The organism is Massilia sp. NBRC 108631 (assembly GCF_059704565.1).
The window spans coordinates 1-22,933 of sequence record NZ_BAAKJE010000101.1; the positions used below are offsets into that span (position 1 = coordinate 1).

26 protein-coding genes are annotated in these 22,933 nt (G+C 65.0%); 1 reads left to right on the forward strand and 25 read right to left on the reverse strand.

Going from position 1 to position 22,933, the window contains the following annotated elements:
- Positions 1-243: 243 nt before the first annotated feature.
- The 25 genes from AC6H42_RS10865 to AC6H42_RS10985 form a co-directional block, all read right to left on the reverse strand.
- On the reverse strand, positions 244-1,659 hold the full coding sequence (locus AC6H42_RS10865; RefSeq protein ID WP_497548015.1) for a conjugal transfer protein TraH: 1,416 nt from the start codon (positions 1,657-1,659) through the stop codon (positions 244-246).
- A gap of 9 nt (positions 1,660-1,668) precedes the next feature.
- On the reverse strand, positions 1,669-2,466 hold the full coding sequence (gene traF / locus AC6H42_RS10870) for a conjugal transfer protein TraF (RefSeq protein WP_497548016.1): 798 nt from the start codon (positions 2,464-2,466) through the stop codon (positions 1,669-1,671).
- Between the two features lie 26 nt (positions 2,467-2,492).
- On the reverse strand, positions 2,493-2,894 hold the full coding sequence (locus AC6H42_RS10875; RefSeq protein WP_497548017.1) for a hypothetical protein: 402 nt from the start codon (positions 2,892-2,894) through the stop codon (positions 2,493-2,495).
- Entirely contained in the window at positions 2,888-4,207 is a 1,320-nt protein-coding gene (gene traN / locus AC6H42_RS10880; RefSeq protein WP_497548018.1) for a conjugal transfer protein TraN, read from the reverse strand. Before traN ends, AC6H42_RS10875 begins: the two co-directional genes overlap by 7 nt.
- Positions 4,204-4,803: a type-F conjugative transfer system pilin assembly protein TrbC gene (gene trbC / locus AC6H42_RS10885; protein WP_497548019.1), complete on the reverse strand. Its 600-nt coding sequence runs from the start codon at positions 4,801-4,803 to the stop codon at positions 4,204-4,206. Before trbC ends, traN begins: the two co-directional genes overlap by 4 nt.
- Positions 4,804-4,837: 34 nt before the next feature.
- Positions 4,838-5,908, reverse strand: coding sequence for a conjugal transfer pilus assembly protein TraU (gene traU / locus AC6H42_RS10890; RefSeq protein WP_497548020.1), 1,071 nt, complete (start codon positions 5,906-5,908; stop codon positions 4,838-4,840).
- Positions 5,905-6,591 (reverse strand): type-F conjugative transfer system protein TraW, encoded by a 687-nt coding sequence (gene traW / locus AC6H42_RS10895; protein ID WP_497548021.1) that lies wholly within the window; start codon positions 6,589-6,591, stop codon positions 5,905-5,907. The genes traU and traW overlap by 4 nt, the downstream gene beginning before the upstream one ends.
- 10 nt (positions 6,592-6,601) lie before the next feature.
- Positions 6,602-7,135, reverse strand: coding sequence for a conjugative transfer signal peptidase TraF (traF, locus tag AC6H42_RS10900; protein ID WP_497548022.1), 534 nt, complete (start codon positions 7,133-7,135; stop codon positions 6,602-6,604).
- Positions 7,132-7,476, reverse strand: a complete 345-nt coding sequence (locus AC6H42_RS10905) for a hypothetical protein (RefSeq protein ID WP_497548023.1) — start codon at positions 7,474-7,476, stop codon at positions 7,132-7,134. Before AC6H42_RS10905 ends, traF (AC6H42_RS10900) begins: the two co-directional genes overlap by 4 nt.
- A gap of 5 nt (positions 7,477-7,481) precedes the next feature.
- Entirely contained in the window at positions 7,482-10,043 is a 2,562-nt protein-coding gene (gene traC, locus AC6H42_RS10910) for a type IV secretion system protein TraC (RefSeq protein ID WP_497548024.1), read from the reverse strand.
- A gap of 20 nt (positions 10,044-10,063) precedes the next feature.
- Positions 10,064-10,642: a TraV family lipoprotein gene (locus AC6H42_RS10915; protein WP_497548025.1), complete on the reverse strand. Its 579-nt coding sequence runs from the start codon at positions 10,640-10,642 to the stop codon at positions 10,064-10,066.
- Entirely contained in the window at positions 10,626-11,414 is a 789-nt protein-coding gene (locus AC6H42_RS10920; RefSeq protein WP_497548026.1) for a DsbC family protein, read from the reverse strand. Before AC6H42_RS10920 ends, AC6H42_RS10915 begins: the two co-directional genes overlap by 17 nt.
- Positions 11,398-12,777 (reverse strand): TraB/TrbI/VirB10 family type IV secretion system protein, encoded by a 1,380-nt coding sequence (locus AC6H42_RS10925; RefSeq protein WP_497548027.1) that lies wholly within the window; start codon positions 12,775-12,777, stop codon positions 11,398-11,400. The genes AC6H42_RS10920 and AC6H42_RS10925 overlap by 17 nt, the downstream gene beginning before the upstream one ends.
- Positions 12,774-13,583, reverse strand: a complete 810-nt coding sequence (locus AC6H42_RS10930) for a TraK domain-containing protein (RefSeq protein ID WP_497548028.1) — start codon at positions 13,581-13,583, stop codon at positions 12,774-12,776. Before AC6H42_RS10930 ends, AC6H42_RS10925 begins: the two co-directional genes overlap by 4 nt.
- The gene (traE, locus tag AC6H42_RS10935; protein ID WP_497548029.1) at positions 13,573-14,136 is read right to left on the reverse strand and encodes a type IV conjugative transfer system protein TraE; all 564 of its coding nucleotides are present in this window, start codon (positions 14,134-14,136) and stop codon (positions 13,573-13,575) included. The genes AC6H42_RS10930 and traE overlap by 11 nt, the downstream gene beginning before the upstream one ends.
- A 10-nt stretch (positions 14,137-14,146) precedes the next feature.
- The gene (traL, locus tag AC6H42_RS10940) at positions 14,147-14,446 is read right to left on the reverse strand and encodes a type IV conjugative transfer system protein TraL (protein WP_497548030.1); all 300 of its coding nucleotides are present in this window, start codon (positions 14,444-14,446) and stop codon (positions 14,147-14,149) included.
- 13 nt (positions 14,447-14,459) lie between these two features.
- Entirely contained in the window at positions 14,460-14,819 is a 360-nt protein-coding gene (locus AC6H42_RS10945) for a hypothetical protein (RefSeq protein ID WP_497548031.1), read from the reverse strand.
- A gap of 201 nt (positions 14,820-15,020) precedes the next feature.
- Positions 15,021-15,260 carry a hypothetical protein gene (locus tag AC6H42_RS10950; protein ID WP_497548032.1) on the reverse strand — a complete coding sequence of 80 codons (240 nt, stop codon included), beginning with the start codon at positions 15,258-15,260 and terminating at the stop codon, positions 15,021-15,023.
- Between the two features lie 11 nt (positions 15,261-15,271).
- Complete coding sequence (locus AC6H42_RS10955; protein ID WP_497548033.1) at positions 15,272-15,787, reverse strand: lytic transglycosylase domain-containing protein; 516 nt, start codon at positions 15,785-15,787, stop codon at positions 15,272-15,274.
- Between the two features lie 128 nt (positions 15,788-15,915).
- On the reverse strand, positions 15,916-16,329 hold the full coding sequence (locus AC6H42_RS10960) for a hypothetical protein (RefSeq protein WP_497548034.1): 414 nt from the start codon (positions 16,327-16,329) through the stop codon (positions 15,916-15,918).
- A gap of 211 nt (positions 16,330-16,540) precedes the next feature.
- On the reverse strand, positions 16,541-17,179 hold the full coding sequence (locus AC6H42_RS10965; protein ID WP_497548035.1) for an IncC plasmid conjugative DNA transfer DtrJ family protein: 639 nt from the start codon (positions 17,177-17,179) through the stop codon (positions 16,541-16,543).
- Complete coding sequence (gene traD, locus AC6H42_RS10970) at positions 17,176-19,086, reverse strand: conjugative transfer system coupling protein TraD (RefSeq protein ID WP_497548036.1); 1,911 nt, start codon at positions 19,084-19,086, stop codon at positions 17,176-17,178. The genes AC6H42_RS10965 and traD overlap by 4 nt, the downstream gene beginning before the upstream one ends.
- Complete coding sequence (mobH, locus tag AC6H42_RS10975; RefSeq protein WP_497548037.1) at positions 19,061-20,893, reverse strand: MobH family relaxase; 1,833 nt, start codon at positions 20,891-20,893, stop codon at positions 19,061-19,063. Before mobH ends, traD begins: the two co-directional genes overlap by 26 nt.
- Positions 20,894-20,965: 72 nt before the next feature.
- The gene (locus tag AC6H42_RS10980) at positions 20,966-21,574 is read right to left on the reverse strand and encodes a FlhC family transcriptional regulator (RefSeq protein WP_497548038.1); all 609 of its coding nucleotides are present in this window, start codon (positions 21,572-21,574) and stop codon (positions 20,966-20,968) included.
- 9 nt (positions 21,575-21,583) lie between these two features.
- On the reverse strand, positions 21,584-21,913 hold the full coding sequence (locus AC6H42_RS10985; RefSeq protein WP_497548039.1) for a flagellar transcriptional regulator FlhD: 330 nt from the start codon (positions 21,911-21,913) through the stop codon (positions 21,584-21,586).
- Positions 21,914-22,222: 309 nt separating this feature from the next.
- On the opposite strand from AC6H42_RS10985, the gene AC6H42_RS10990 reads away from it, so the two are divergent.
- Positions 22,223-22,921 carry a S24 family peptidase gene (locus AC6H42_RS10990; RefSeq protein WP_497548040.1) on the forward strand — a complete coding sequence of 233 codons (699 nt, stop codon included), beginning with the start codon at positions 22,223-22,225 and terminating at the stop codon, positions 22,919-22,921.
- Positions 22,922-22,933 lie beyond the last annotated feature (12 nt).

The window sequence follows — 22,933 nt, forward strand, 5'->3', positions numbered from 1 at the left end:
CGCACAGCGCGCTCCATCACTTCGGGGGAAAACTTCGTGGATTTTCGTTTCATGGCTCCATTCTCTCAGATGTTGGAGCCTCCCAGATTTCCGGTCCGGTTCAGACAATGCCGAGTGCGCTGGCGTACGAGCCGGCACCCGTTATGGCAGCGATGGCGTTGAGTATGCCAAACAGGCTGTCATTATTTTGGTAGGCATAAATTTCCCACATCGCAGCCCCCTCTGGTATTCATCATCAAGACGTCACTTTTGCCAGGCTGCCCGACGGCCCAGCATGTCGATCACGTGCTGTGGCATGCTGCTCCGCATTTGCCGCTCGGCCTGCTCGATCGCACTCGCAATTACATTGATCGAGCCTACGCGCTGGTGTATTAGCTGCTTCTCCCTAGATAGTTGCGTGAGCACATCCTGTGCGCGCTGCCGTAGATCCTTGGCACGATCCAACTGCTGAGAATCCAGCAGGTAATCCTTATCAAGCGCATTTATGCCGACCCGCAGGTTCTTCTCCAGGAACACATACGCGTAGTCCGCTGCGATCAGCTCGCGAAACCGGCCGATCAAGTCGTCTGTGAGGTCTGCGGTTGGCACCGACGTTGCCACGGAAAGCATGCGATACACCGGCTCGGTTGTCTGGTTCACAAAGCCGATTTCTACTGAATTGTTGGGAATTGGAGTCCGGCTCAGAATCTTCCCTGCGATGGAACGCATCAATTGCTCGACCTTGACGGTGAAAGGTGTGTGCATGTAGTGGTAATCGACTGTGACCGTATTGCATTCAGCATAGTCGCCGCACTTCAGAACTTCCTGAACCACCTTCCCTCCCGCTGCCGCCGCGCTGCCATAGAGCAGACGGTTTATGGAACTGATGGTGGGGGAAATGGGTTCGGAATCACGGTCTCCCTCGTGGAAGATGACCGTTCCGACCAGACTCATGATTAACTCTCGTTCCTCATCGCTCAGGCTACTGCCAGTCAACTTGAGTGCCTTCCAAGTGAGGTTTCCGACAAAGGGCGCCTTGTTCCGGACCTTCGGGTCCGACGAAGAGCGCGCCGCTGCCAGCACCGATGGCTTACCCGTCTGGCAGCGGACCTTCGCCGCCGCGTAGTCCGATTCCAGCCCCAGCGACACAGCCAGATCCTCGCACAGCTTGTCGGTGCTTACGCCGGTGGATTCCATAGCCGAACTGACTAGTGACTTGGCAGTGTTACAGGTGCTGATGTTGGCGTTGGTGAGCATGCTTTCCAGGTTCTTGGTCCACTTGGTTATGCCTCCAAGCAGGGGCGAAACCGACTCAAGCGCCAGCTGGAAGGCGACGCCAGGAAGCGCCGCCGTTATGCCCTTGAGCATATTCTTGAACTCGGCCGCCGAGATATGCGAGAAGGATCCGCCAAAGGCGTCGATGCCGCCGCATCCGGCCTTCATGGAAGGCAAATCCAACGCCATCAGCTGATACGTTTTGTTCTGGCTGCGCAGCATCAACGAGCCGCCACTGTAGGTATTGAAGACCTGGCCCTTGAAAGCGCCCGGCGCGGTGTAGTTGCCGATCGCGCCCAGGTCGTTGAACATACTCTCCACTGCGGCGTTCAGATCTCCCGCCCGCGCACTGCAGCACATCGCGCCCAGCCCTGCGACAACAACGAGTTTCGCCATCAATTCCATGATTTCCTCCTATGGTCGTTCCGTCAAGAAATTCAAAGCGCCCTGCCCAGCCCCACTCTGTGTGCCTGCCAACGCGACGATCCTCTCGGCCAGCTGCGCTTCGGAGAGCACGCCAAAACCGACCGGCTCGATCCGGCCGCTGAACGGTTGCGCCAGGTACAGCGCCGGGAATTGGCGCACCTTCAATGCCTGCAGCACGCCGTTGTCGGCGCGGGCGTCGGGGAATCCAGGCAGGGACCCACCGTCGGCGCTGACCGACATCACGCGAATACCGTACCGGCGCCGAAATGCATCCAGCGCCGGCGCCATCGCGTGGCAGTAGCCGCAATCGCCCCGGAAGAAAAACATCAGGACGTGTTCCCGCGCAACCCGGCCCAGCACCACGCCGCGCTCGCGGGCGCGCTGCTGCTCGAACACTTCCAGCGCCGCCGCGTTCACCGGTCGGCCTTGGGTGGACGGGTCCAGTTCGGGATTGGTCCAGGCGATACGCTGGGCGATGTCGGCGAACAGCGAAGCTTTGCCCACCACCCGCGCCTCCAACTCCATGTAGCGCCGAACATTGGCCTCGTTGGGATCGATCACCGCCAGCACGCGCCGCTCCTCCAGGTCCCTTTGCAGTTGCCGGAACCGCGCCATCGCCTCGAGGGGGTCGCTCTCCTTCCGCACCGGCCGCCGCGCTGCCTTCACCGGTTTCTCCGGCGCGGGATCGAGATGAAAGTGCCAGCCGGTGCGCGGGTCGATCCCAACGACGCGGGCCGCCGCCGGCGCAGACGCGTCCCCAGGCTGCGCCGAGGCGACCAGCGCCATGCCCGCCGCCAGTGCCGCCGGCCATCTCATCGCTGCCCCCGTACGGCCAATGTGCGAGGCGGCTGGCCATCGGTGCAATAGTTCAGCTCGAAACGCACATGCTGTGCCGCCGCGCCGGCCGAGGACGGGAGACGAACTCTCTGCTGCGTGACATCGACCCGAAGCCGGGCGCAGCCTTCCTGCGCGTAGCGAAGCAAGGTCGCCACGTCGATCTGGATGGGTGCCGGGGTATTGAACCGGCGCGAGATGGCTGCGGCGACAGGTCCCGTCAGCACGCCGTGCGCCGCGCCGTCAGGAGAGCGCAGCGCAGCGTGCAGCAGCGGCTCGAACCGCTCCACCGGAGTGCGAGGCACCGGCCCGGTCTGCGCATGGGCGTCGGCCAACTGCAAGGCGACCACCGCCGTCAATAACCATACTGGCTTTAGCATTTTCCACCTCCCGCGTAGCATTGGGGCGCGCGCGCCGCCGCAGCACTTTTCAACGCCTCGGTATCGGGCAAGTCCGGCGAGATCGAGGCATAGAACTCGGACAAATCGAACTTGGAGAAATCGAGCGCCTGCAGCTGCGCTATGCTGAATCCGTCGCACAAGGGGTTTTGCGGCGCTCCCCAACCCATGCCGAGCTGGGCTTTTCCCTGCTCGTTCAGGATGCGGGCCAGCACGGAGTTGAAGCAGCACTTCGACGTGGTTTTTTCGATGCAGGTCACGCATCTGCCCAGCACCCTGATGCATTGCGAACACCACGTGCCGTTGCTACGGCACAGCCGCGCGCCTTCCTTCATCGACAACTGCCCTTCCGCCGCGCTGCACGACATCATCGACGTCACTACCATGAAGACCACCGTGATCGCCAGCGACCAGGGGGAAAACGCGACCACGATGCTATCACCGGCGGCAATGGTCACGGATCCGGCCGGCAACGCCACCCCGTTCACCGCGACCGTCACGCCGTAGCTGGTGAACGTGCCGGAGAATCCGTGGCTCGTCAGCATGGCCTTGATGCCCGCCGCGATGAAGCTGCGGTTGTTCGAGTTCATCAACACGTCGTACACCAGGCGGGAACCGATCCCGAACAGCGACCCGTTGTTGTGACCGGCACCAGCAGCATTGCTCCGGCAGCAGTTCTGCAGCAGGCGCTCGCGGCAGCGGTTGTCCTCCCCTGCGAACACCCGCAAGCTCCCCGGTTCCATGTAGACGCCGGCCTCGCGCGCCGCTTCGAGATAGCTCATCGCCTGCGCAAAATCGGGATCGTCCACCTGGGACGTATCGAAGCACTGGCTTCCAAGGCAGAAGGTATTGGGAGCACATGGGCCTGGCCCGGGGCAGCCCGCATACCATCCTCCAAAGTGCGGCTGCGCGCCGATCGGATCGCGCGCGACGGCCGCGGCGGCGGCAACCTGCGGGTCGGTTGCGGCTACCGGCGGGCGCGGCGTCGCGGCGGAGCTCGCCGCGTTGCGGATCGCCTCGCACGTCACGGGATCGTCCGATACGGCGCAGCGCGCCAGCAACTCATTGGCTTTTCCGGAAAGATCGGTCTGACCGTACAGCGACGTCTGCGGCGCGCCGGCGCCGTAGCCTGGGACGACGGCGGCGGCCTGCCCGGCGTTCACGGCGCCCTTGGCCGCCAGATTGGCGGCGCGCGCGGCCGCCATGTCTTCGGATTGTGCCAGCGCGTGGCGTACCTGCGCCGTCAGCAACGCGCACAGGGTCAGCCAGACAAAGAGGCGGGACGTTGCGCTCATGGCGATCGCTCCAGGCGCTGCAGCAGGTGCCGCGCGTGCGCCGCGAACGCCGGGGCGCTGGACGCCACATGCCGCAGCGCGTAGTCGATAGTGACGTCGCCGGCCACCGACACGAAGCCATCCGGCGCGGCGCAGCGCGCTTCATTGCAGGGAATCGCCTGGCCGTCATTCCTCGCCACGACGAAGACGGGCACATGCCGCACCCCGTAGGTGAGGAAGGCCTTCGGGTCGATCTGGATGGCACCCGGCCGCCCCCCGGACAGCCGGCGTACGCGCTCGGTGGTCGTGCGCAGAGACCCGCCTTCCAGTCCGCGCAACAGCAACACCGCGCCGGCGCGCTCGCCATCGGCCATCAGGCGCCGCAACGCCCCGTCGCGCATGGTCAGGCTGACAAACACAAGCAGACGTGCCTTCCCGGCGGGCGCCGGCTTGCCCACGCCTGCGGCCTCGTATCTGCGCGCGAGCGACTCAATGTCGACTTCGGAACGCGCGGCTGCGGCGGGCCTGGGCAGCTGATCGATCTGATGCGTGGCTTGCGGCGAGGTGCCGGCGGAGCCACCCGATGCCGCCGGCTGCGCCTGCGCGGCCCCCAGCATGAGGATCAGAACCGGACACAGACGGCAGGATGAATTAAAAGCCCACACAGCAGTTCCCCTTTCGAAACAGCATGAATGCGAAGTCCTCGCCGCGTACCGGATACTCCTTGCCGGCGCCCCACAGCACGGTGCTGCGCCCGAACGGCTGGCAGCACTTGCCCGCGTCCTTGGCGGTGGCCGGCACCGGATAGGTCAGCTGGAGCTTGTAGGCGCGCTTGTCCATCACCGGCAGGAAATACGGCCCGCACAGTCCCGGCGCGCCATGCCGCCCCCAGGCGAGCAGCTCGCGGTGCAATTTGGCCGTGAGGCGCTGCGCCAGCAGTTCTGCGGTGCGTACGCCTCCCATGTGATAGGTAACGTGGCCGTCGAGCGGATACATGCTTCCCTGACAGCCCGCGCACCAGAACAGCTCCGGCCGGGGGAAGCCCGCCGTCGCCGCGACACAGTCGGCCGAGCACGCCGCCTGGGCGACAGGGTTGGCGAACAGCACCGCCTCCGGGTTCAAAATCAGCGTCAGTTCGTCGTCGTTCCACAACGGATCGACTTCCGTCATGTAGGCGATGTCGAACGAACCCTTTTCCAGGCAGGGAAAATCGGCCACAACGTTCAGCCAGAACAGCACCGGGTTGGCGTAGAAATGGGCCTGATAAAAACTGTTCTGGTCGCCGCCGGCGTCCACCGAACGGCCGGCGCCGGGCGCGGCGATGCCGGGATTGAGATCGACGCCACCGAGCGATGCCAGGCAGAACGGGCGCCGCACCACCTCCACGTGGCGCACCGGCTCCCAAAAGCCGATCGACAGCCCCACCGTCGGGTTCACGCCGCAAGAGCAGAGCGGCGAGCCGGGATTGGGAATGTCCTCCTGCCCGCCGATATCGGCCAACGTGCCGCCTCCCAGCGAAACGGGCATGATGCAGCTCCAGCAGATGTCGGTGAGCGGATTGGGGAAGCGGCCGGTGCAAGTACTTTGCGCCCCTGCTCCCGACGCCGCCGCCAGCACGGCCACCGCGAACAGCCAGGACCGGATCCGGCACGGCCAGAGCCTCGGCTTGCCGCGCAGTCCATGCAGTCCGCGCGGCATAGCGATCAGTGGCGTCGCCATCATCTCGCCTCCCCGCTAAGGGCGCGGTCGTCGGGCACCAGTTCGTCCACGCGCAGGCGCCTGCCCTCCTGCGACACGAGCGCCGGCACGCTGGCGACGGAAAGCCGCCGCGTCAACAGTCCCTGCTGGTCGTAATACACCGGCATGCGCCACGAGCGCGCGAGGGCCAGATACGACCCTCCGGTCAGGACGGGCTTGATCCCACCCGCGTACCTGCCCATCAGACGCGCCGCCAACGCGACCTGGCGCGCGTCCCTGCCGTCGAAAAACAGCAGGCGGCGCGGCATCGGCACGATGTCGAGCGGATTGGCGCGCGTGCCGGCCGCGAACATCAGCGCACCGGACGCGTCCCTCACGTCGCGATCCAGAACGAAGCTCGGATCGATGTAGTGCGTCCGTGCGGCACGCGCCGCCGGCAGGGCCAACGGCGGAGGATCGGTCACCGCGCGCCTGCCGCGTGCAACAGCCTGTTCGCGCACCGCCGCCAGCTCGCCGCTGGCTTGCTTCTCGCGCAGCCGCCGCTCGATCATGGCCAGCATGTCTTCCTCCCCGATGTTGTACACGGGACCGATGACGCCCAGGTTGACGCCCCGTGCCGGCGGCGCCGATACCGCCACGGCCAGCGCCACGGTCAGCACCACGGTCGGCGCCAGCGCGGTTGCCCGTGATCTCGATACCATGCCCATCGTCTTCTCCTCAGAACAGCGGCCTGACCACCGCCAGCACGTCGCGCGCGGGCACAAGCCCGCACAGCCGGTATCGCGAATCGAAACTGTCCGCGTCCAATCCCTGCATGTACAGATAGCCGGGCGGTATCACCGTGGCGGCGATCGGCTCCAAAGCAAGGCGGGTCGTGGAGGCGAACCGCTTTGCCTGGCCCACCCGGACCCCATTGATGCGTACCGTGCGCTCCCGAACCTCGACGCGGTCGCCCGCCGCTCCGCCGACCCGCTTGAAAAAAGGTTGCCCCCGCAAACCGGGAAAATGACGCACCGCGTCGCCGTGGAACGCGAAGATCACATAGTCGCCACGCTGCGGCGAGCTCGCGCGGTAGTCCACCACCGCCACCAGATAGGGCAGGCTGGGGGTGACGTTGAACAGCAAGGGCAGGCGCGGAACCGGGTCGACCAGCAAACGCACCGTCGCCAATGTCCAGATCGCAGAAAACACCGTGTAGAGCACCCAGTGCCCGCGCAGCTCGCGCAGAAAGCCTGTCCAGACGGATCTCATGGCCGCACCCGTTGCCGCAGCAGCGGCGTCAGATCCAGCACATGGTCAGGCACGGCCACCAGTGCCGACCGCTCCAGCACGATGCAGGCGCATTCGCTCTCCAGACCTTCCAGTTGAGCAGGGAAGCCCGTGCTGAAGCGCCGTGCGGACTCCAGAGCCCTGGCCCGCTGCACATCGTCGCCGCCGGCGGCCAGCGCCTGCAGGTGCCGCCCCTCCTCTTCCTTGAAGACCCGCACGGCATCGACGACGCCAATCGACTGCATCCTGGGCGTTATCCAGCGGTGGTAGGCCGCGAGCGCAGCGACACTGATCGCCAGCGCGAGCAGAGTCTGAATCAGCATGGCTCTCATCTTATCCCCCGCTCGGCCAGCACCTGGCTGATCGCCTCGTCGATGCTATACCCCCTGGCCCTGAGCGCGTCGATCGGCTTGTTGTCCTCGATCTTGTTGGAAAACAGCAAGTGCGTCGCCGGATCGAGCACCAGCCGGGCCACACCCTCACCGACCGGGGAGGACACATACATCTCGGCGTAGGCGCCCGATTCCGTACGCAGCGAATTGAGCAATCGCTTCTTGGCGGCGTCCATCAACAGCCGGCCCTTGCGGTCCAGCAGTTCGATGGACTCCGGCTTCTGCCGCAGCAGGAACACCCAGTCTGAGCAATTGAATGCCGCCTCCATTTGTACGGATCCGTAGTAGTCGTCGGCGCCCTGCGTCGCGGTGACCAGCGCGCCGCCATATTTGCGCGCGCGCCGCGCCGCCTCCTCGACCACGGCCGCCTTGACCGGATCGTCGCTACCGATCTCGCCCAGTTGCTGCTTCAGTTCATCCATGATAAGCAGCTTCTTGCGGTTGCGCGTCAGGTACATCTCCGCCGTAATCTGGTACATCAGCAAAATGTTGACCACCGCGTGCAGGTCGGGGCGCCGCTTGAGCTCCTCGTTCTCGATCACGATGAAGTCGTTGCTGAAGTCGACGTTGTTGCGTCCTTCGAAGAAGCGGGCGTACTGTCCGTCCTTCGAATAAGGGTTGAGCATGATGGCCAGGTCCCTAACGCGCTGGTCGTCCTTGACGCCAAGGTCCGGAATGCAGCCGGACTTGAAGGCGTCGCGCATGGCCGTCATCGTCACGTCGCGGCCGTACTCGGTCCACAGGCGCAACAGCACAGCGGAAATCGCCTTGTATTGAACCTCGTCCAGACGGCTTTGCATTGAGCACATCTTGGAGATCGCGGGGACCAGCATATCCATGTCTTCGCGGATGTCGTTGATGGTCGAGAAGGGATTCAGGTTGATGTCGATGCCCTGCCTGAACTCGATATAGGTCCCATTCGCCTTGCGGCACAGTTTTTCGAAGGAGCGGCCGAGGTCCATCATCCACACCTTGGCACCCACGGACCGGTACGACCAAGCAAGTTCGTTGAGCAGCACCGATTTACCGGAGCCGGGAGCGCCGACGATCGCCGCGTTGAAATTGCCCAGGTCGTTGTCGTACAGGTCGAGCGTTGTGACTTGTCCGCGCCTGCCGGCCAGCACCAGCGTTGGCGTGCGCGTACCGCGCCATTCAGCGATCAAGGGAGCCAGATGGATGGCGTTGGCGGTGGTCTTGCGCGTGACGCGGCGCATCTTGCGCAGGTCGCCGTGAAAAGCCGGCGAGAGGGTCATCGGCAAGCTTGCAAGGAGCGCCTGGCGCTGCTTGAAGATGTCGGCGTTCAGTTCGAAGCCCCTTGCCCGCCACAGCGCGCGCGCAGCCTCGCACGCCGATGCGGCGTTTCCGGGCGACGTGAACAACGCCAGCTGATGGTACATCGACACCATCCGTCCGCCCGCGTCAATCGCGTCGGCGGCAGCCTTCCAGTCCTGACGCTTCTGCTCCACGTCCGGCATGATGGCCGCCAGTTTGCTGTCGGCGTTCTGGTTGGCGCGAAAATGATTCGCGGTAACCGCTCCGCGCGATTCCGCCTGGTCGAGGATGTGCACACCCATCGTCAGCAGGAAAGGTGCGCAGTACTGCAGGGGCGGCTGCATCACGTCGCCGATCAGGCCGCCCATCTGCCACAGCGCGAATTCTTTGGGGAACGATTTGATCGATAGAAAGCGCGCTTCCAGCGGCTGCGTGTCCGACAGCCTCGAGAACCAGATGGAATCCGGCCGCTCGTCCTGGATGGTGTCGATATCGACAATCTGATCGCGAATCTCCCGCCCCTGGTCATAGTGCAGGTCGGACAGCTCCGCGCGCGCCATGCGGTCCGGGTTGGTGAACTGGGCACACCAGTTGATCAGGCCGTCGGCGTCGCTTGGGCGGTTGGGAAACGACGCCGAGGCCAGCGTGACCGCAATGGAATCGCGCAGGGCACACAGCGTTCGTACCCTTTCCTGGTCGTCTCCGTCGCCCGGTATGGTGACGCTGACCATCAGTTTAAAGTCGCGCAACGTGAAATGATGCGCCGGCGTCAGGGAGCGGTGCGCGCCATCGATCAGGTGCCGCACGCGCTGGCGCGCGAGCTTGCGAAACAGATTGCGGTTGCGTGCCGGACGGCCGTACTCCGCGCTCATCTCGTACTGGTCGGCGTCCTCCACGCGCAAATTGGCATATTCGCACAGCAGGGAGCGCACGGTGGGCGCGCCGAACAGGTGGAACTGGATGCCTGTTCCGGTCGGACAGGTGTTGTACAGACTGACAAGAACCTCGACCATCCGTTCGTCGGCGCCGCACTGCGGCAGCACGTCCAGCACAAAGCCCAGGCAGCCGTTACGGTTGACAAATATACGGTTGGACTCGACATAGCCACCATACGGCAGCCAGGACGCGAACTGGTCCTGGGGATTGTCATCGGCGGCGCGCAATCCGAGCCAATCGAGCACATGGCGCGGCCCGCCGTCGAACAGGGTTGTGGTGTTCTCAAACATGTCTTCTCTCCGGATTGCGGTCAGCGTGCGACGGCTGGCGGGTTAAAGCCCGGCAGCACGGGCTGCTCGGGGTTGACCGGCGTGGGCTGGGCGCCGTCGCCGCCATTGGCCAGCGGCGCCTGGCCGGCTGCCTTCTCCGATGGCGCCGGCGACGGCGGGCGCGGCGACGGCAGAGCTTCCCTGGCGGCCTTCTGCACATGGGCCATGCGCCAGTTGCCGTCGTCGATGCGGACGTAGACGTAGGATTGATCCATCAGGTCGCGGTCGCTGTCCTCCCAGGCTTTCACCCAGAGGCGCACGATCCGGGTCGGCGAGCGCAGCATGGCCGGCTCCATACCGCGCGGCGCGGCGCCCACCACCTTCGGGGCATCGTCGCCAGCCTGGGCAGCGGCTGGTGGAGAAGTTCCGGTCGCCTGGCCGGCACGGTTGTGATAATTGCCCGACACCGACTCGCAATGCACGCCCTTGGGCGCCTTGCAGGAAAACTCGGAGGACCCGTCAAGGCCGGACATGTTGCCGCAGCCAGACAAGGCCAGCGTGGCGGCGGTGCCCGCGATGCATCGCGTAGCTGCATCGTAGATTTTAGAGGGGAGTTGCATCGCGATTCCTTTCCTGTTTCGCACCGGCCGCGGCGGCCAGACGCGCCTCGATCTCTTCACCGGAGAGCACGCCCGCGATCTTCCGGCCGTCCGCGAACAGCAGCGCGGGCGTGGCGCGGACGCCCAGGCGCGAGGCCAGGACCAGATTGCGTTCCAGCGTTTTGGCGCAGCCGGTGCCAGTTGCGCCCTGCACTACCTCTTGCGCCATGGCCCTGGCGTATGCAGCAGCACGGTCGGGCGCGCACAATATCGCCTCCGGCAGGGCCGTCCCCTGGAACGGGACGATGAAGTGGTGGATGGTGACGTCGCGCAGGCCGCGCAGCGACTTGTCCAGCTGCCGGCAGTACCCACAGCCGGGATCGGTGAACACCACCAGTTGGCGCGCACCCGTCCCCAGCACAAGCGGCACGGCGTCCGCCAACGGCAACGTCTTGATGTCCACGGAAGTCTCTTTCCCGCTGGCGTCTCCCGCGTGTGCGTCCGCTGCCGGCGCCTTGTGCATGCGCTCGGCCGTCAGGTCGCGCATGCTGCGCACGTCGACCATATGGCCGAACACCATGTACCGCAGGTTGGCCCTGTCCACGAAGGCGACGTTCGAACCCATCCGCACTTCGTACAGGCGCGGAATGGGCGTACGCTGGACGCGGTCGAACCTGGTGGAGGGATACTGCTTGCGCAGTTGCGCCAGCAGCGTGCTCTCGGCGTCGCCCGCCAGGGCTGGCCGCACCGCGGCGCAGAGGATGAAGGCAATGCAGCTAATCGTCGTGCGCATCTTCGATCTCCTTGCCCAGCGGCGGCAGACGCACGCCTTTGGTCAGCACAATGTCCACCTGCCGCTTGGCGCCCACCTCGATCACAGGGAAGGTTTGTTCGGCGAGCCGGATGTAGTAGTTGGCGAGGTTGTCGAGCGCGCGGCCGACGCCGCCGGCCATGCCGCGTTTAAGCTGGTCGGCCGTTCCCTCCTGCGTCGTGGCCAATGTCCCGAACGGCGTGGCGGTGAAGGTGCTGCCCCCTTGTGCAAAGCCCTGGCCGATGCCGCCCACGATGCCGGCGCGCAGGGCGTTGGCCAGCAGTTGGCCCTGCTTGGTCACCAGGCGGCCCGGCAAGCCAAGCATGCCGTCCTCCCCGTGTACATTCCCATCGATCTTCACTTCCATCGCCCTGCCGTCGCGCCGCACGCAGGAGAGGTTCACGGTGCGAAGGTAGGCGCGCTGGGCGCTGATGTCGCCATACCCTGAGGCGACGACAAAGCATTCGCGCACCTCGCTCCGGTAATGGTTGGGCAGCACCGCATTGTCGTTCAGCCGGATGAGCACCGGCAGCGGATTGCTCTGGGCCTGGCCCCCGGTTGGTGCCGCCAAACCACTGAGCAATTCTCCCCGGATGAAACCCACCGGCAGATAGGTATCGAGCTTGGCACCCTCGCCGTCGCTTTCTAGCTCTTCGCCCGGAGCAGCCGTGCCGACGTCGGTACGCGACTTCTCGCCGGTGCGCGCCAGCGTCACACGCACCAGTACCGGTGGCGGCTCGGGCGCCTGGGCACGCGATGCCGCATCGGGCGCACCCGCAGGTCCCACAGGCGAACCGGGCGGATAGCCCATGGCGTTGCCCCCTTGTGGAGGCTGCCCAGGCGTCTCGGCGGGATCGGCATTTGCCGCGGCGCGACCGGGCCCGGACGCCGCCTGGGATACCGGAGGCGCAGGCAAGCGTGGAGTGGCCATCGCCGGTGTGGGCGATGGCACAGCGCCGCCGGGCTCTGTTTCATTGCGCCCCTCTTCCAGTGCGGCAAGGCGCTCCATCAAGGTCGCCTCGCTCGCCTTGCGGTCGGCATTGAAACGCTCCTGGGCCTCCTTGTCCACCTTGTATTGCGCCAGCTCCTTGCCTGCGGTACCGACCCACTGGTCGAGCGGGTCGACGCGCAGCGGCGCCACGCCCGTCTGGTCTGGCTTGACGATCACCTTTTCCTTGCCGGCCGACTCGCGCCGGGCCGGCTTGGGCTTATCGGATGCCGAGAACGCCATCACGGCCCACATGACGCCAACGCCGCCGGCCAGGATCGCCGTCGCCGTCAGATACTGCTGGCGGCGGGGACTGAGGCGCGCCAGCAGCGTACGCCATTGTTCACGCAGTTTCATGGCCTGCCTCCCTTGATAACGTGCACCAGGGTGGCCTCCCCGGGCCGCAGCGTGTGCTGCTCGATGGCGATCGCCATCAGGTTGACCCCGTCCCGGTCGAACTCCTGTTCGGCCAGAACCATGGGCGCTGTGCCGATGTTGCGCAAGCGGTAGCTCTCCCCCACCAGGGCACGCCCTTCGTATTTGCGGATGAGGCGGAAGTCCGCCTCCGCCCACAGCGCATAGGGGATGTCCGCCGGCTCAACCTGCATGCCATCCATGGCGCGTCCGTCCGCCATGGCCGCCAACATCGCCTTCAAGGCGCGCACATGGCCCGAGGCGCGCGCAGTGCCGGACTTGGCCGACATGGACGGAGCCCCTTCGGCCGCCGCCGTACGGTCGCGCAGCGTGATGGTCCCCGCCGGCATCGCTGTCGGGCGCAGCAGCATCGTATAGGTCGCCCGTTGCGACGAGACGAACAAGCTGATGGGCTTCCCGCTGCCGCCTACCGCAGGCCGGACAAAAATCTCGCCTTTGTCCAGATCGCAGTTGAGGACCAGGTCGCCGCGCGGATTGACGGCGGAGGCCGCCAGGGACGCCGCAGGCGCCGAGGCTGCGCTCGGACCGGCTTCGCAATTGGCGGTTGAGTGCAAATTGCCTACCGCATTGACGATGCGCTGGCCGTCCAGCCGGATGCGTGTGGGGGCATCGGTGGAGATGGCCGCCTCCACGGTCGCGCCATCGCGTACCTCGCGCGCGGGGCCGGCTTGCGCCAGGGCCGCCTGCGCCAACAGCGCGAGTATGGCTGTTGCCGTTCTAGGGTTCATTCCCGAGCTCCTTGAATGTTTCCAGATGGGTGCGTCCACCGCGGTACTGGAACCGCACCTGGTAGCGTTTCTGCAGGACGGACGTCTCCTGTCCGTTGACGAGCGTGCGAAGCCGCCCCGTGAGCAACACCGTCTGCTTCTCCTCGTCCGGTTCCAACTGCTGGATGGAGAAGTAGGTGGCGGCGTTCATTTTGCGCAGGCGTTCCGCCTCCACTTCCTGACGCGTCTTCAACATCTGGTAGTCGGCGGGCGCCACGAAGCCAAGCAAGGTTTCCTTCTTCCAGTTGATCGAGGAAGGCGTCACATCCAGCACCAGCCAGGCGACGTAGCCGCCCATCTGCTCCAGATAGGTGCTGCCCACCCGTTCACCGGCCACCCAAAAGGACTTGGTGACGTTGGGAGGTGTCACCACGACGCGCTGCGCACCGACCAGGGAATAGGCGATCATCAGCGAGACCAGCAGGCACATGCAGAGCACACCGATCACCAGCCGCTGCCCCCGTATGCGCGCACGCAACTCGCGCAGATCGTCCTGATAGCGTGTGTTGTCCATGAATCACTCCTCATCCCACCATGCGCCGGATGTGCGACGGCGGCGTGGCGCGCATCGAACTGATCGGATTGGTGGGCAGATGCCAGTACAGCCAGTGCAGCGCATACGCGGGATGCTTGTCCGCTTTGAGGCGCGACATGGCGCGGGCCAGATAAAGGCCGAGCGCAAGTGCTGCGGAAAAACCCAGCAGCGAGCCGGCCAGATAGCCGACCACCATCATGAAGAGGACGGGCGCCGCGACATCGACGTCCCACAGGCCGATCTTCCATTGATCGTCCAACCGGCGCGGAATATAGGTATCGGCGAGCATCCCGTCCTCCGCTTCAGATCACCGCACCCATGATCGCGCCGGCAATCACGAGCCCCACGGCACCGAAGATAGCCAGACCGATGTAGAACAGCACCGGCCCGAAGTTGCGCAAAGCGGTGAGCGAAATCAAGGCAACAACGAAGCCGATGAAGCCCACCAACGCCTTGATGCCGGGTGCAAGATCGGCCATCTGGGTCAATGCCGACGTCAACGGGCCGCTCACACCACCGAACGTGACCAGATCGATCGCCTGGCCGGGTGCCGCGAACATCAGCCCCAGCAGCATCAGCGCGAACAGGCCCAACGCGTGGAACGCCCTGCGCGGTACGCGCCATGGCCCGGGTCTGGCCATCCATGTATTTATTGCGTGCATACTAATCTCCTTCACATTTGACATCCTGGGATACGCCGCGCCTGCGCCCCTCACCCCGGCGGCGCGTTCGCCGGGCGGCGGCTCCGAAGGGAGGCGCCCGCGCCATTGCCTGGCGGCGTAGGCGTCCGTGACTGCTGCGCGCGGCGCGCGGCCGCGACCACGCGCACCTGGCCAGCCGCAGGCGCCGCATGCACCACGCCTTCATGGCTCGATCTCCGCCACAGGCCGCGGCGAGGACTTGGCGTTCACCTGAGGACAAGCTGGCTCCAGGCAGAATACAAAGTGGCGTGCACCGTCGTGCCCCAGCTGCGCCACGCGGTAAAGGACGCGGTGTGGTTCCCGAACAGGTATCAGCGACTGGCGCTGGCCCGATGGCGCGCAGCCCCAGAGAATGGAAGCCAGCATCCCCACCAGCATGGCGCGCGTTGAAAGCCGGTACATGTACGCGCGCCTCATTTCATGCTCACTGAACGGATCCCGGCCCTCGCCGTCATTGGCGCTGCGGCCGCCGCGTCGCGCGCCTGTCCGCCGGTCATGGCGCGGTACACCCGCCATGCGTAGCGCATGCGCACACGAAGGCACTGGGGCACCGTCATCGTGACGCAGGAGGCGTTATAGGCGCCCACCGCTTCCCATGTGCGGCCGTACCGCGCCATCTTCTCCGCAAGAATGCGCGCGCCTGCGTCGATATTGGTGCAAGGGTCGAGCAAGGTCCGTTCTGTCACGCCGAGGTTGCGCAGCATGCGCGGTTCCGAATTGACCTGCATGTAGCCGATATCCACCGTCCGCGTGAGGTGGTAGTGCCCCTTGTTGATCGCCAGCGGATCCATGCCCGATTCAGCCTGGGCGATGGCCCGCAGCAGCACCGCCGGCACCGCGTGCCTGGCGGCTGCCTGCTCCCAGCAGGCGCAAGCCATGCCCGGCACGCACCACAGCAGCGCAACAAAACTATGTTGAAGAGGATGCATGATCACCTCGCGGCGAAACCGTATCGAACTCCCCCGCTGTCAATGGCGGGGCCGTGGTGGCTTCGGGTGGGCCCGCGATGGCGGCGGGCGAGGTGCATGTCGGGTGCGCGCCCGGCGGGCGCTAAGTGTTACTTCAGCGCGACCGGGGTGCGACGCGCGGCGATATTGCGGCGCGCCTGCTCGAACAGCCGCTCCTTTGCGTTGTCTTCCTCCATGGCCAGCGCGACGCAGGCCGTGGTGAAGTGGTCCAGCTTGAACTGGGGATTCGGATGGCTGTTGTAGCCGGAGCGCTGCAACGCCAGCAGCAGCTCGTACTGTTCACGCCACATCTCCTCCTGTCGCCGCGCGGTATCCTGGTCGCGCAGCACCAGCCGCGTATGGAGAAAGGCGAAGATCCGCCGCTCGGGCGTCTCGCCCGCAAACACCAGCGAAACGCAGGCGCTGATCAGGTCCGGGTAACGCAGCTTCGGCGAGCAATTCGCGGCGTCGTTGTAGAGCGTCTCCAGCAAAGCGTACTCGTCCAGCCATACACGCGTACCCACGGTGCCTCCCCTCGTGTCGGAGGACGGGACCACAAGCCTCTGTTTCGCCAGCACCGGGCTGTTGTCGCTTGGAGCGTATGCGGTCGTCATGGTAAGCACCTCGTGATAAATGCTGTGGTAGAAGGCGATGTGATGATGGTATCTGCGCTTCACGGATAGCTCGCCCCGGAATGACGCGGATTTGGGCCCCGTTTCCGCACCAGCGCCACGCTCAAGCCAACGCGCTGCCGCGCCCGGCGCCAGCGGGATAGTTGGCGATCGCGATCCCGCCGCACAGGCACGCAACGCCCGCCAGCACGGGCAGGGGCACAACCGGCAGGGAGTACGGCAAGACCGCCGCTATCACCGCCGCGCACACCGCCAGCCAGGCGGCGCAGACGCACGCCGTCCATACTTCCGGGTGGTGGCGGGAGAACTCGCGGCTCTTTACCCAACGCCGCACCAGCCCGTCGGTCAGACAGGCGCCGGCCAATAGATAGAAGCCCGGCGCCAGCTGCGCCAGTGTCGACAGGCGAAACACGGCAAGCAGCACGAGGCCATTGAACGAGCGGACGTACGCACTGTCCAAAATACGACGACCAAGCGATTCGAATTGACGCGCGCCGGCAGTCATCGGCTTCCGCTGGTTTCGATCCGAGACGGGCATGAGCGGCGGCGCGGCCGGCCGCTCCAGCATGTTCATGGCATCCGCCAACGCGTCATGCGATCGCCCCCTTCCCCATGCGGCCCCTTGCTCGGCAAGCTCGGTCCGCACGCGCGCGTAGTAGACGGTGGCGTCGGTCACCGCCGGCAAGTACAGCACCAGCATCAGCAGTGACACCAGGGAAGCGATCGTCACGACCCGTATCATGGTGCCGCCTCCTTCACATTGGGTTCGCCGGTCTCGCCGGGATCGAGCAGCGCGAATCGCCCCTTGCACAGGCGCCCGCCGGACACCGACGCGAAGAACTGCAGATTGGGCAGTTTTCCCAGCAAGGAGGTCGGGACCAGCTCGTTCATTTCCTCGGCGATCTGGGTCGACTCAACCATTGTGAAGTCGCCGATATGACCGTCGCGCGCCGTATTGCGCCCCACCTTCATGCTGTGTATCGCGGTCTCGCCGAAGGTCTCGTTGATGAACTCCTGCGTCGGCTGGTCTTTCGTGCGGAAGGCGATCAGATTGTTCAGATTCCCCAGCGCCATGCGCGCCGCCTCCTGGCTACCCAGGCGCTTGGCCAGATCGGCGATGGTCTGCATGGCGACGGTGGTGAAAATGCCGCCCTCGGCGCCCTTGTTCATGATCTCGATCAGGGGCTGATTGATCACATTGGAGACCTCGTCCACAAATAGGGATATGCGCCGGTATCCGCCCAGATTGTAGCGGATGCCCGAGCGGGCCGCCAGGTCAGCCAGGCACATGGCGCCGATGGCGGAAGCCACCGCCGGATCCGGCAGCGAATCGAGGCACATCAAGAGCACGTGACCGCCGCGCTCGATCTTCTCCAGGTTCATGATGGGACGGTCGTCGTCGGCGTCGAACGGATCGGGGGACAGCGTGCGCCCCAGATCGCCGGATGTCAGCATGGACAGGATCGGCAGCAAATTTGCTGTGATCTTCTGGTAGTGCTCCCGGTTGTGGCGGAACACCCGCACTTGCGAATCAATCACCTTGTCGTGCCGGGCCTCGTGCACATGGTGTTCGTAGTACTCGACAAAGGCCAGCAGTTCCGGGCTCGCGCCCGGCGACGACGATTTGATGGCGCCCTTGCGCGCCTTCTCCAGCAAACGCGCCAGATCTGGATTGGTGCGCCAGCCGCGTCCGAGCAGCTCTTCAAAGTAGCGCTGCAGCGTCTCCTGCAGGATCGGCTCAATGCCCGCCTCGATATACTTGGTCAGCTTCATCAGATTGGGCCGCCGTTCCAGGCGCACCATGCCTTGCGTGACGACGTTGACCGCATCCCAGCCAAAGGCCGAGAACGCGCCGGCAGTATCCGGGGGCAGGATGGACTGGATGCGGGAAGCGATTTCCGTCGGTTTCTGCCAGTTGAAGGTGAAGTCCAGGCGCGCGCCCGTTTCGGGAAATGCGGGATGGAACCAGAGGAAGGCGTCCGGCTCCCGGTAGTCGGCGCAGGCGCGTTCCACCAGACGTTTGAGCCGTTTCGAATTCTTGGGGTCGAGGATGATGACCACGTCTCCGCGCCGGATCGCCTGGGTAATCAGCCATCCCAGGCAAACCCCTTTGCCCGACTGCGTGGTGCCCACCACCAGCATCCCGCCCTCGAAATTCTGCAAGGGCCTCGACAGCACGTGTTCACGGCTTTCCACGCCGTGGATGTACGGCAGGCCAATCTCCGCATCCGGCTGGGGAATGACGACATAGCCCAGCAAGCGCAATACGGTGGGCGGAATGCGCAGCTCGCGGTAGTCGATCTTGGCGAGCTCGTACAGCCGCTGGGAGTGCACAGGCTGCCATTCGAAGCCAAACCCGAACACCACCTTGTCCGGATCGGGCGCCAGCTTGGCCAGCGCCTTCGTGCTGATCATCTCCATCGCCCGGCCCGACAGTGCGGCCCGCACGCCGATGACGCGCAGGCCCTGCTGCGCGCGCAGCAAGGCCATGGGGACCATGAGCGACAGCAGGGAGTTGCCCAGCATGGGAGGGATCGCGCCGGGCGTGAGCGCCAGGCTTCCGATCGCGCTAGCCGCCCACACCGCGCTGGCCACCAACTCCATTGGGCTGCGCCACGGCATCTCATAGTTGCGCATCAACATCGCCATGCTCCTTATGCAGTTTGTCGTTCCCGCGCGCGTCCCCGAAGCCGGAGACGAAACTCGCGCCGATGTGCAGACCCGCGACCCGGACCCCTTCAATATTCTCGGATCGCACCAGCTCGCCGTCACGGTCCGGTTCCAGCATGCCGGCGTCGCCCAGGGACCTGCATGCCTGCCGCGCGTCGATACCATGGCCGGCCAATGAGCTCAACGGTACAAACAGCGTGTCGCCGACGACCCGGCATTGCGGAGCTTTCCCGCGCAAGCTATCGACGACGGCCGACAAAGCCCGCGCGACCGTACGGTTCAGACGCAGCGGCGCATGCAAGACCGCTTGGCCCTGAGGCTGCTCTCTGACCTCCTCCTGGCCTGCCGCACGCTGCCGGTGCACCTCGGAATTTTGGCGCTTGCCTTCTTTTGGATTCGCTTTTGGTGTACGTTGTATCTCGGTCAGGCCGTCATTGAGGTCTGGAGCTTGGATGTGCCCCTCCGGAGCGGCATTCGGTTCGAGGGCCGCCTGCTTGCCGGGGCCTGAGGAAGACTGCGCCTCCGATGAAGCTTCGCCCGGTGCAGTGTTGCGCGGCGGCGTCGATGGCCACATCTGCTCCTTCCGCACTTCCAGCCACTGCGGCAGCGGTGCTGGCGCCGGCTCCACCTCCGCCAGCAACAAGCCCGGCGATACGATCGGCACTGCGCTGATGGGCTCGCAGGCACCCGGCGGTGCAATTCTGACGAGATAGCCGCCCCGGAAAGTCTCCGGGACGACACCTCCCCCGACCAGAATCTCCAAAGCGGCCTGGGCGGTGCCGGGGGCACCCGGTAGCCGCTCGTCCGCCAACAGCCGTAGGATATCGGCTGCGCCGTTGGGCCACACCAGATACAGGCCATCCCGGCCATACCAGAGGCGCGAGCGCGGGGCGTTGGGGAGCCAGTTAGGGTCCGTCAGCACCAGCTCGCGCATGGCCTCGACCACGTGGCGTGCCAGGTGTATCGACTGCTCCTCCTCCGCCCCTTCCTGGCCCTTCGCACGCCGCTCGCGATTAATCACGAGCGCGGCGGCGTGGCGCACCAGCTGGTCCATGACGTTGTGTTCGTGGTAAGAAGCCATGCCCGAAATGGAGGCCAGCATGTGCGGCACGATCACATCGTTGTTCTGCGCCAGATCCTCCAGGGTCGCAGGTGGAACGATCATCGGGAGCGCGAACAGGCCCAATGCGCGCTGCTCAGGTCCTGGCAGCCACTGCACGCTGAAACGGTCCGCATGGCACCGCTTCAACCAGGTAGTCAGCGGCAACAGGTACGGTTGCCAGGTCTGCCCCTGCAGGTCACGCACGACGGCATGTCCCAGGCACCGGTGCAGTTCCGAGCACAAGCCGGCGATGAATGTGGCACGCCGCCAGCGCGGCTCCAGCAATCGGCGGTTCGATATCGTCTGGCGCCCGGCGAAGATCTGGGAGTCGGTCGCCTGCAGCGCATAGAACGCTACTTCGAGCCCCAGGCGTAGCAGGCCGCAGGGAGCGCTGTGATGGCCTGCCCGGGTCGCGGGCAACGCGTTGACGTAGGCGGCGTAGCCCCGGATCGGTTCAAGCAGATCGGCTTGGAATGCGGCGTTGTCGCAGCCATAGCACAGTTTGATCCGGGCGATCACATCCTTGTGCTCTTCCAGCAGTTCGTCGATGTCGCGGCACCGAAGCTCTCCCTGCCCCGTGCCGGACGGCGGGCTGGACCGCCCCTCGGGCTTGATGGTATCGCCGCGCATCTCGTTGCGCAGAGCGGCGCGCGCGAGTCGCGCAATCAGGTTGGCGAACGGCATGGCGGCGCTCCGGTGTTGGGGTCACTCAGTGTCCAGCGCGACCGCCGAAGCGTCCATCCAAAAAACTGCGGTTTACGCCCCTCTTTCAGGATCGGCGTCGGCCGCCCCTGTGCCGCCCAACTGCCCGGCACACCTGCCCGCGAAGTGCGCCTGTAGCCGAGGGTCGAGCCGATACCGCAACAGGAGGTGGCAGAACACACAGCCAACACCGCCGGGGGACGGGGCACCGAGCTCCGCCACATAGCGCGCCTGGCACTTGGGACAGCGATACATTGCGAGGCGCTGCTCGGTGCGCATCCAGATACCGCGCAAATCCGAGACGAGCGAGAAGGCCCGGTCGAAAGACAATGCGGGTCTGCGCGAGCAACGTTCCGCGTACATGCGGTACGCCGCCACCAGTGCATCGGCCGGCGCGCATCGGTGTTCATCGAGCAGCCGAGAAAAAATGCTGGCGAACTCGGATGCTTCCGCCTTCATGCAGAGATTTCCCCAGTGGATCCAGTCACTCGACTCGGGCCGGCGGCCGTTGGTGGAACCGCCATGACGGAAGAAGTATGTGCGCAGCATCGAAGGACGCAGTCCCGTCACCTCGGATATCGTGCCAACCCTGGCGCCAAGATCGACGCACTCCTTGGCCAGCTGCAATGCGCGGATCAGCCTTTCGGCTTCGTGTGCCGCCATGTTGACATCTCACGCGCTTTTCGCCGCAGCGACAGCCTGCAGCGGTTTGGCGTGGCGCTGATCCATGCCGACCGTGCACAACGTGACGACCAGGCCACACGGCGCAGCGAGCAATGTGCGCAGGTTGCCGATCGGCTGGAACAAGCTCTCGTGAGGCATGTTCTGCGCCAGGGCGACCAGGTCGCTCGCGCTCATCTCATCCAGCATGGCAGCGCACTCGGCATCAAGGTGGAACCGATAACTGGCGGCGAGCCGGTCCCGTTTCAGGCAAGCCTGGATGGTCAGAAGGAAGTTGAGGTTCAGCGTCTGAACCTCCGTCAGGTGAAGGATATTTTCCATGATGGTTACTCCGCAATGCCCCATCAGGGGCGTGGTCACATCACTGGTATTCGGAAGCAATTGCACAACCCACACGATCGGAAAGCACCGCAGCACGGCCACCACATGCTTCTGGAGGCTACACCGCACAGTTTGACGGGTCAATAGCAACTGCTCTCGCTGTGCACGGAAAAACATGGATCACCTTGACTGCACAGACCAGTTCGTTGGATGCTAAGAAGGTACGGCGAGCATGCGTTCTCCGTCCGCGCCTTTAGCAAGTGCTAAAAATTTTCTGTATCTCCCATGCAGACAGGATCGGAGTGGCTCATGAAACCAGCCCGGCGTAGCGTCCCCCTCACCCGCGAACAAGCGCGCAATCTCGACCTGGGCCTGGTGCCGAACGTACGCAACAGACTGCTCGCCGAGTTGGCGGCGCGCGACATTCCCAACTCCGAGCATGCGGCTTATCTCAGCGATATCACCGGACGCGCACTGCAGACCGTTTCACGCTGGGTCGACGCCAGCCATCCGGGACTACCCGACCTCGGTTCGCTGGCGCTGTTGTCGCTGCAGCTCAATCTCGACGCGAACTGGCTGCTCGGTTTGCTCTCTCATCGACAGAGCTGTCCTTACGACCGGCTCACACCGCGCTTGCGTTCCCAATTCGATCCCGATTTCGATCCGTCCTCCGATTGGGTGGGCGCGCTCGCACTACTCATCGGCAACGCTTCCACGTGCAAGAACGGTGTGATGCATGGACACGAAATGGCCCCCCTGCTCCGAGACGGCGCCCCTTTTTTCTACGACGACCGCCAGACGCGAATCGATCGCAATGGCGTCTACCTGCTATCGTACGGCGGACAAACGCTCGTGCGCCATGTCGAGCGCCGCATCGGCGAAGGCCTGCTGCTGCGCTGCGAAAACCCCGACTACGCCGCCACCCTGCTCAGGGACACCAGCCGCGCCAAAGCGAAACTGACCGTCCTTGGCCGGGTGCTGATGGCGATTAATGCCACCACCCTTTAAGACCGAATAGGC

Bases quoted from the DNA above. Each gene is read 5' to 3' on its own strand.
- traF (WP_497548016.1), bottom strand. From the start codon at position 2,466: ATGGCGCTGGTCGCCTCGGCGCAGCCTGGGGACGCGTCTGCGCCGGCG.
- traD (WP_497548036.1), bottom strand. From the start codon at position 19,086: ATGGCGATGTTGATGCGCAACTATGAGATGCCGTGGCGCAGCCCAATG.
- traU (WP_497548020.1), bottom strand. From the start codon at position 5,908: ATGATGGCGACGCCACTGATCGCTATGCCGCGCGGACTGCATGGACTG.
- trbC (WP_497548019.1), bottom strand. From the start codon at position 4,803: ATGCTGGGGGCCGCGCAGGCGCAGCCGGCGGCATCGGGTGGCTCCGCC.
- traE (WP_497548029.1), bottom strand. From the start codon at position 14,136: ATGGACAACACACGCTATCAGGACGATCTGCGCGAGTTGCGTGCGCGC.
- AC6H42_RS10930 (WP_497548028.1), bottom strand. From the start codon at position 13,583: ATGAACCCTAGAACGGCAACAGCCATACTCGCGCTGTTGGCGCAGGCG.
- AC6H42_RS10965 (WP_497548035.1), bottom strand. From the start codon at position 17,179: ATGATACGGGTCGTGACGATCGCTTCCCTGGTGTCACTGCTGATGCTG.
- AC6H42_RS10945 (WP_497548031.1), bottom strand. From the start codon at position 14,819: ATGCACGCAATAAATACATGGATGGCCAGACCCGGGCCATGGCGCGTA.
- AC6H42_RS10875 (WP_497548017.1), bottom strand. From the start codon at position 2,894: ATGCTAAAGCCAGTATGGTTATTGACGGCGGTGGTCGCCTTGCAGTTG.
- AC6H42_RS10865 (WP_497548015.1), bottom strand. From the start codon at position 1,659: ATGGAATTGATGGCGAAACTCGTTGTTGTCGCAGGGCTGGGCGCGATG.
- AC6H42_RS10925 (WP_497548027.1), bottom strand. From the start codon at position 12,777: ATGAAACTGCGTGAACAATGGCGTACGCTGCTGGCGCGCCTCAGTCCC.
- AC6H42_RS10920 (WP_497548026.1), bottom strand. From the start codon at position 11,414: ATGCGCACGACGATTAGCTGCATTGCCTTCATCCTCTGCGCCGCGGTG.
- AC6H42_RS10980 (WP_497548038.1), bottom strand. From the start codon at position 21,574: ATGGCGGCACACGAAGCCGAAAGGCTGATCCGCGCATTGCAGCTGGCC.
- AC6H42_RS10955 (WP_497548033.1), bottom strand. From the start codon at position 15,787: ATGCATCCTCTTCAACATAGTTTTGTTGCGCTGCTGTGGTGCGTGCCG.
- mobH (WP_497548037.1), bottom strand. From the start codon at position 20,893: ATGCCGTTCGCCAACCTGATTGCGCGACTCGCGCGCGCCGCTCTGCGC.
- AC6H42_RS10990 (WP_497548040.1), top strand. From the start codon at position 22,223: ATGAAACCAGCCCGGCGTAGCGTCCCCCTCACCCGCGAACAAGCGCGC.
- traN (WP_497548018.1), bottom strand. From the start codon at position 4,207: ATGAGCGCAACGTCCCGCCTCTTTGTCTGGCTGACCCTGTGCGCGTTG.
- AC6H42_RS10985 (WP_497548039.1), bottom strand. From the start codon at position 21,913: ATGGAAAATATCCTTCACCTGACGGAGGTTCAGACGCTGAACCTCAAC.
- AC6H42_RS10905 (WP_497548023.1), bottom strand. From the start codon at position 7,476: ATGCTGATTCAGACTCTGCTCGCGCTGGCGATCAGTGTCGCTGCGCTC.
- traL (WP_497548030.1), bottom strand. From the start codon at position 14,446: ATGCTCGCCGATACCTATATTCCGCGCCGGTTGGACGATCAATGGAAG.
- traF (WP_497548022.1), bottom strand. From the start codon at position 7,135: ATGAGATCCGTCTGGACAGGCTTTCTGCGCGAGCTGCGCGGGCACTGG.
- traW (WP_497548021.1), bottom strand. From the start codon at position 6,591: ATGGGCATGGTATCGAGATCACGGGCAACCGCGCTGGCGCCGACCGTG.
- AC6H42_RS10915 (WP_497548025.1), bottom strand. From the start codon at position 10,642: ATGCAACTCCCCTCTAAAATCTACGATGCAGCTACGCGATGCATCGCG.
- traC (WP_497548024.1), bottom strand. From the start codon at position 10,043: ATGTTTGAGAACACCACAACCCTGTTCGACGGCGGGCCGCGCCATGTG.
- AC6H42_RS10950 (WP_497548032.1), bottom strand. From the start codon at position 15,260: ATGTACCGGCTTTCAACGCGCGCCATGCTGGTGGGGATGCTGGCTTCC.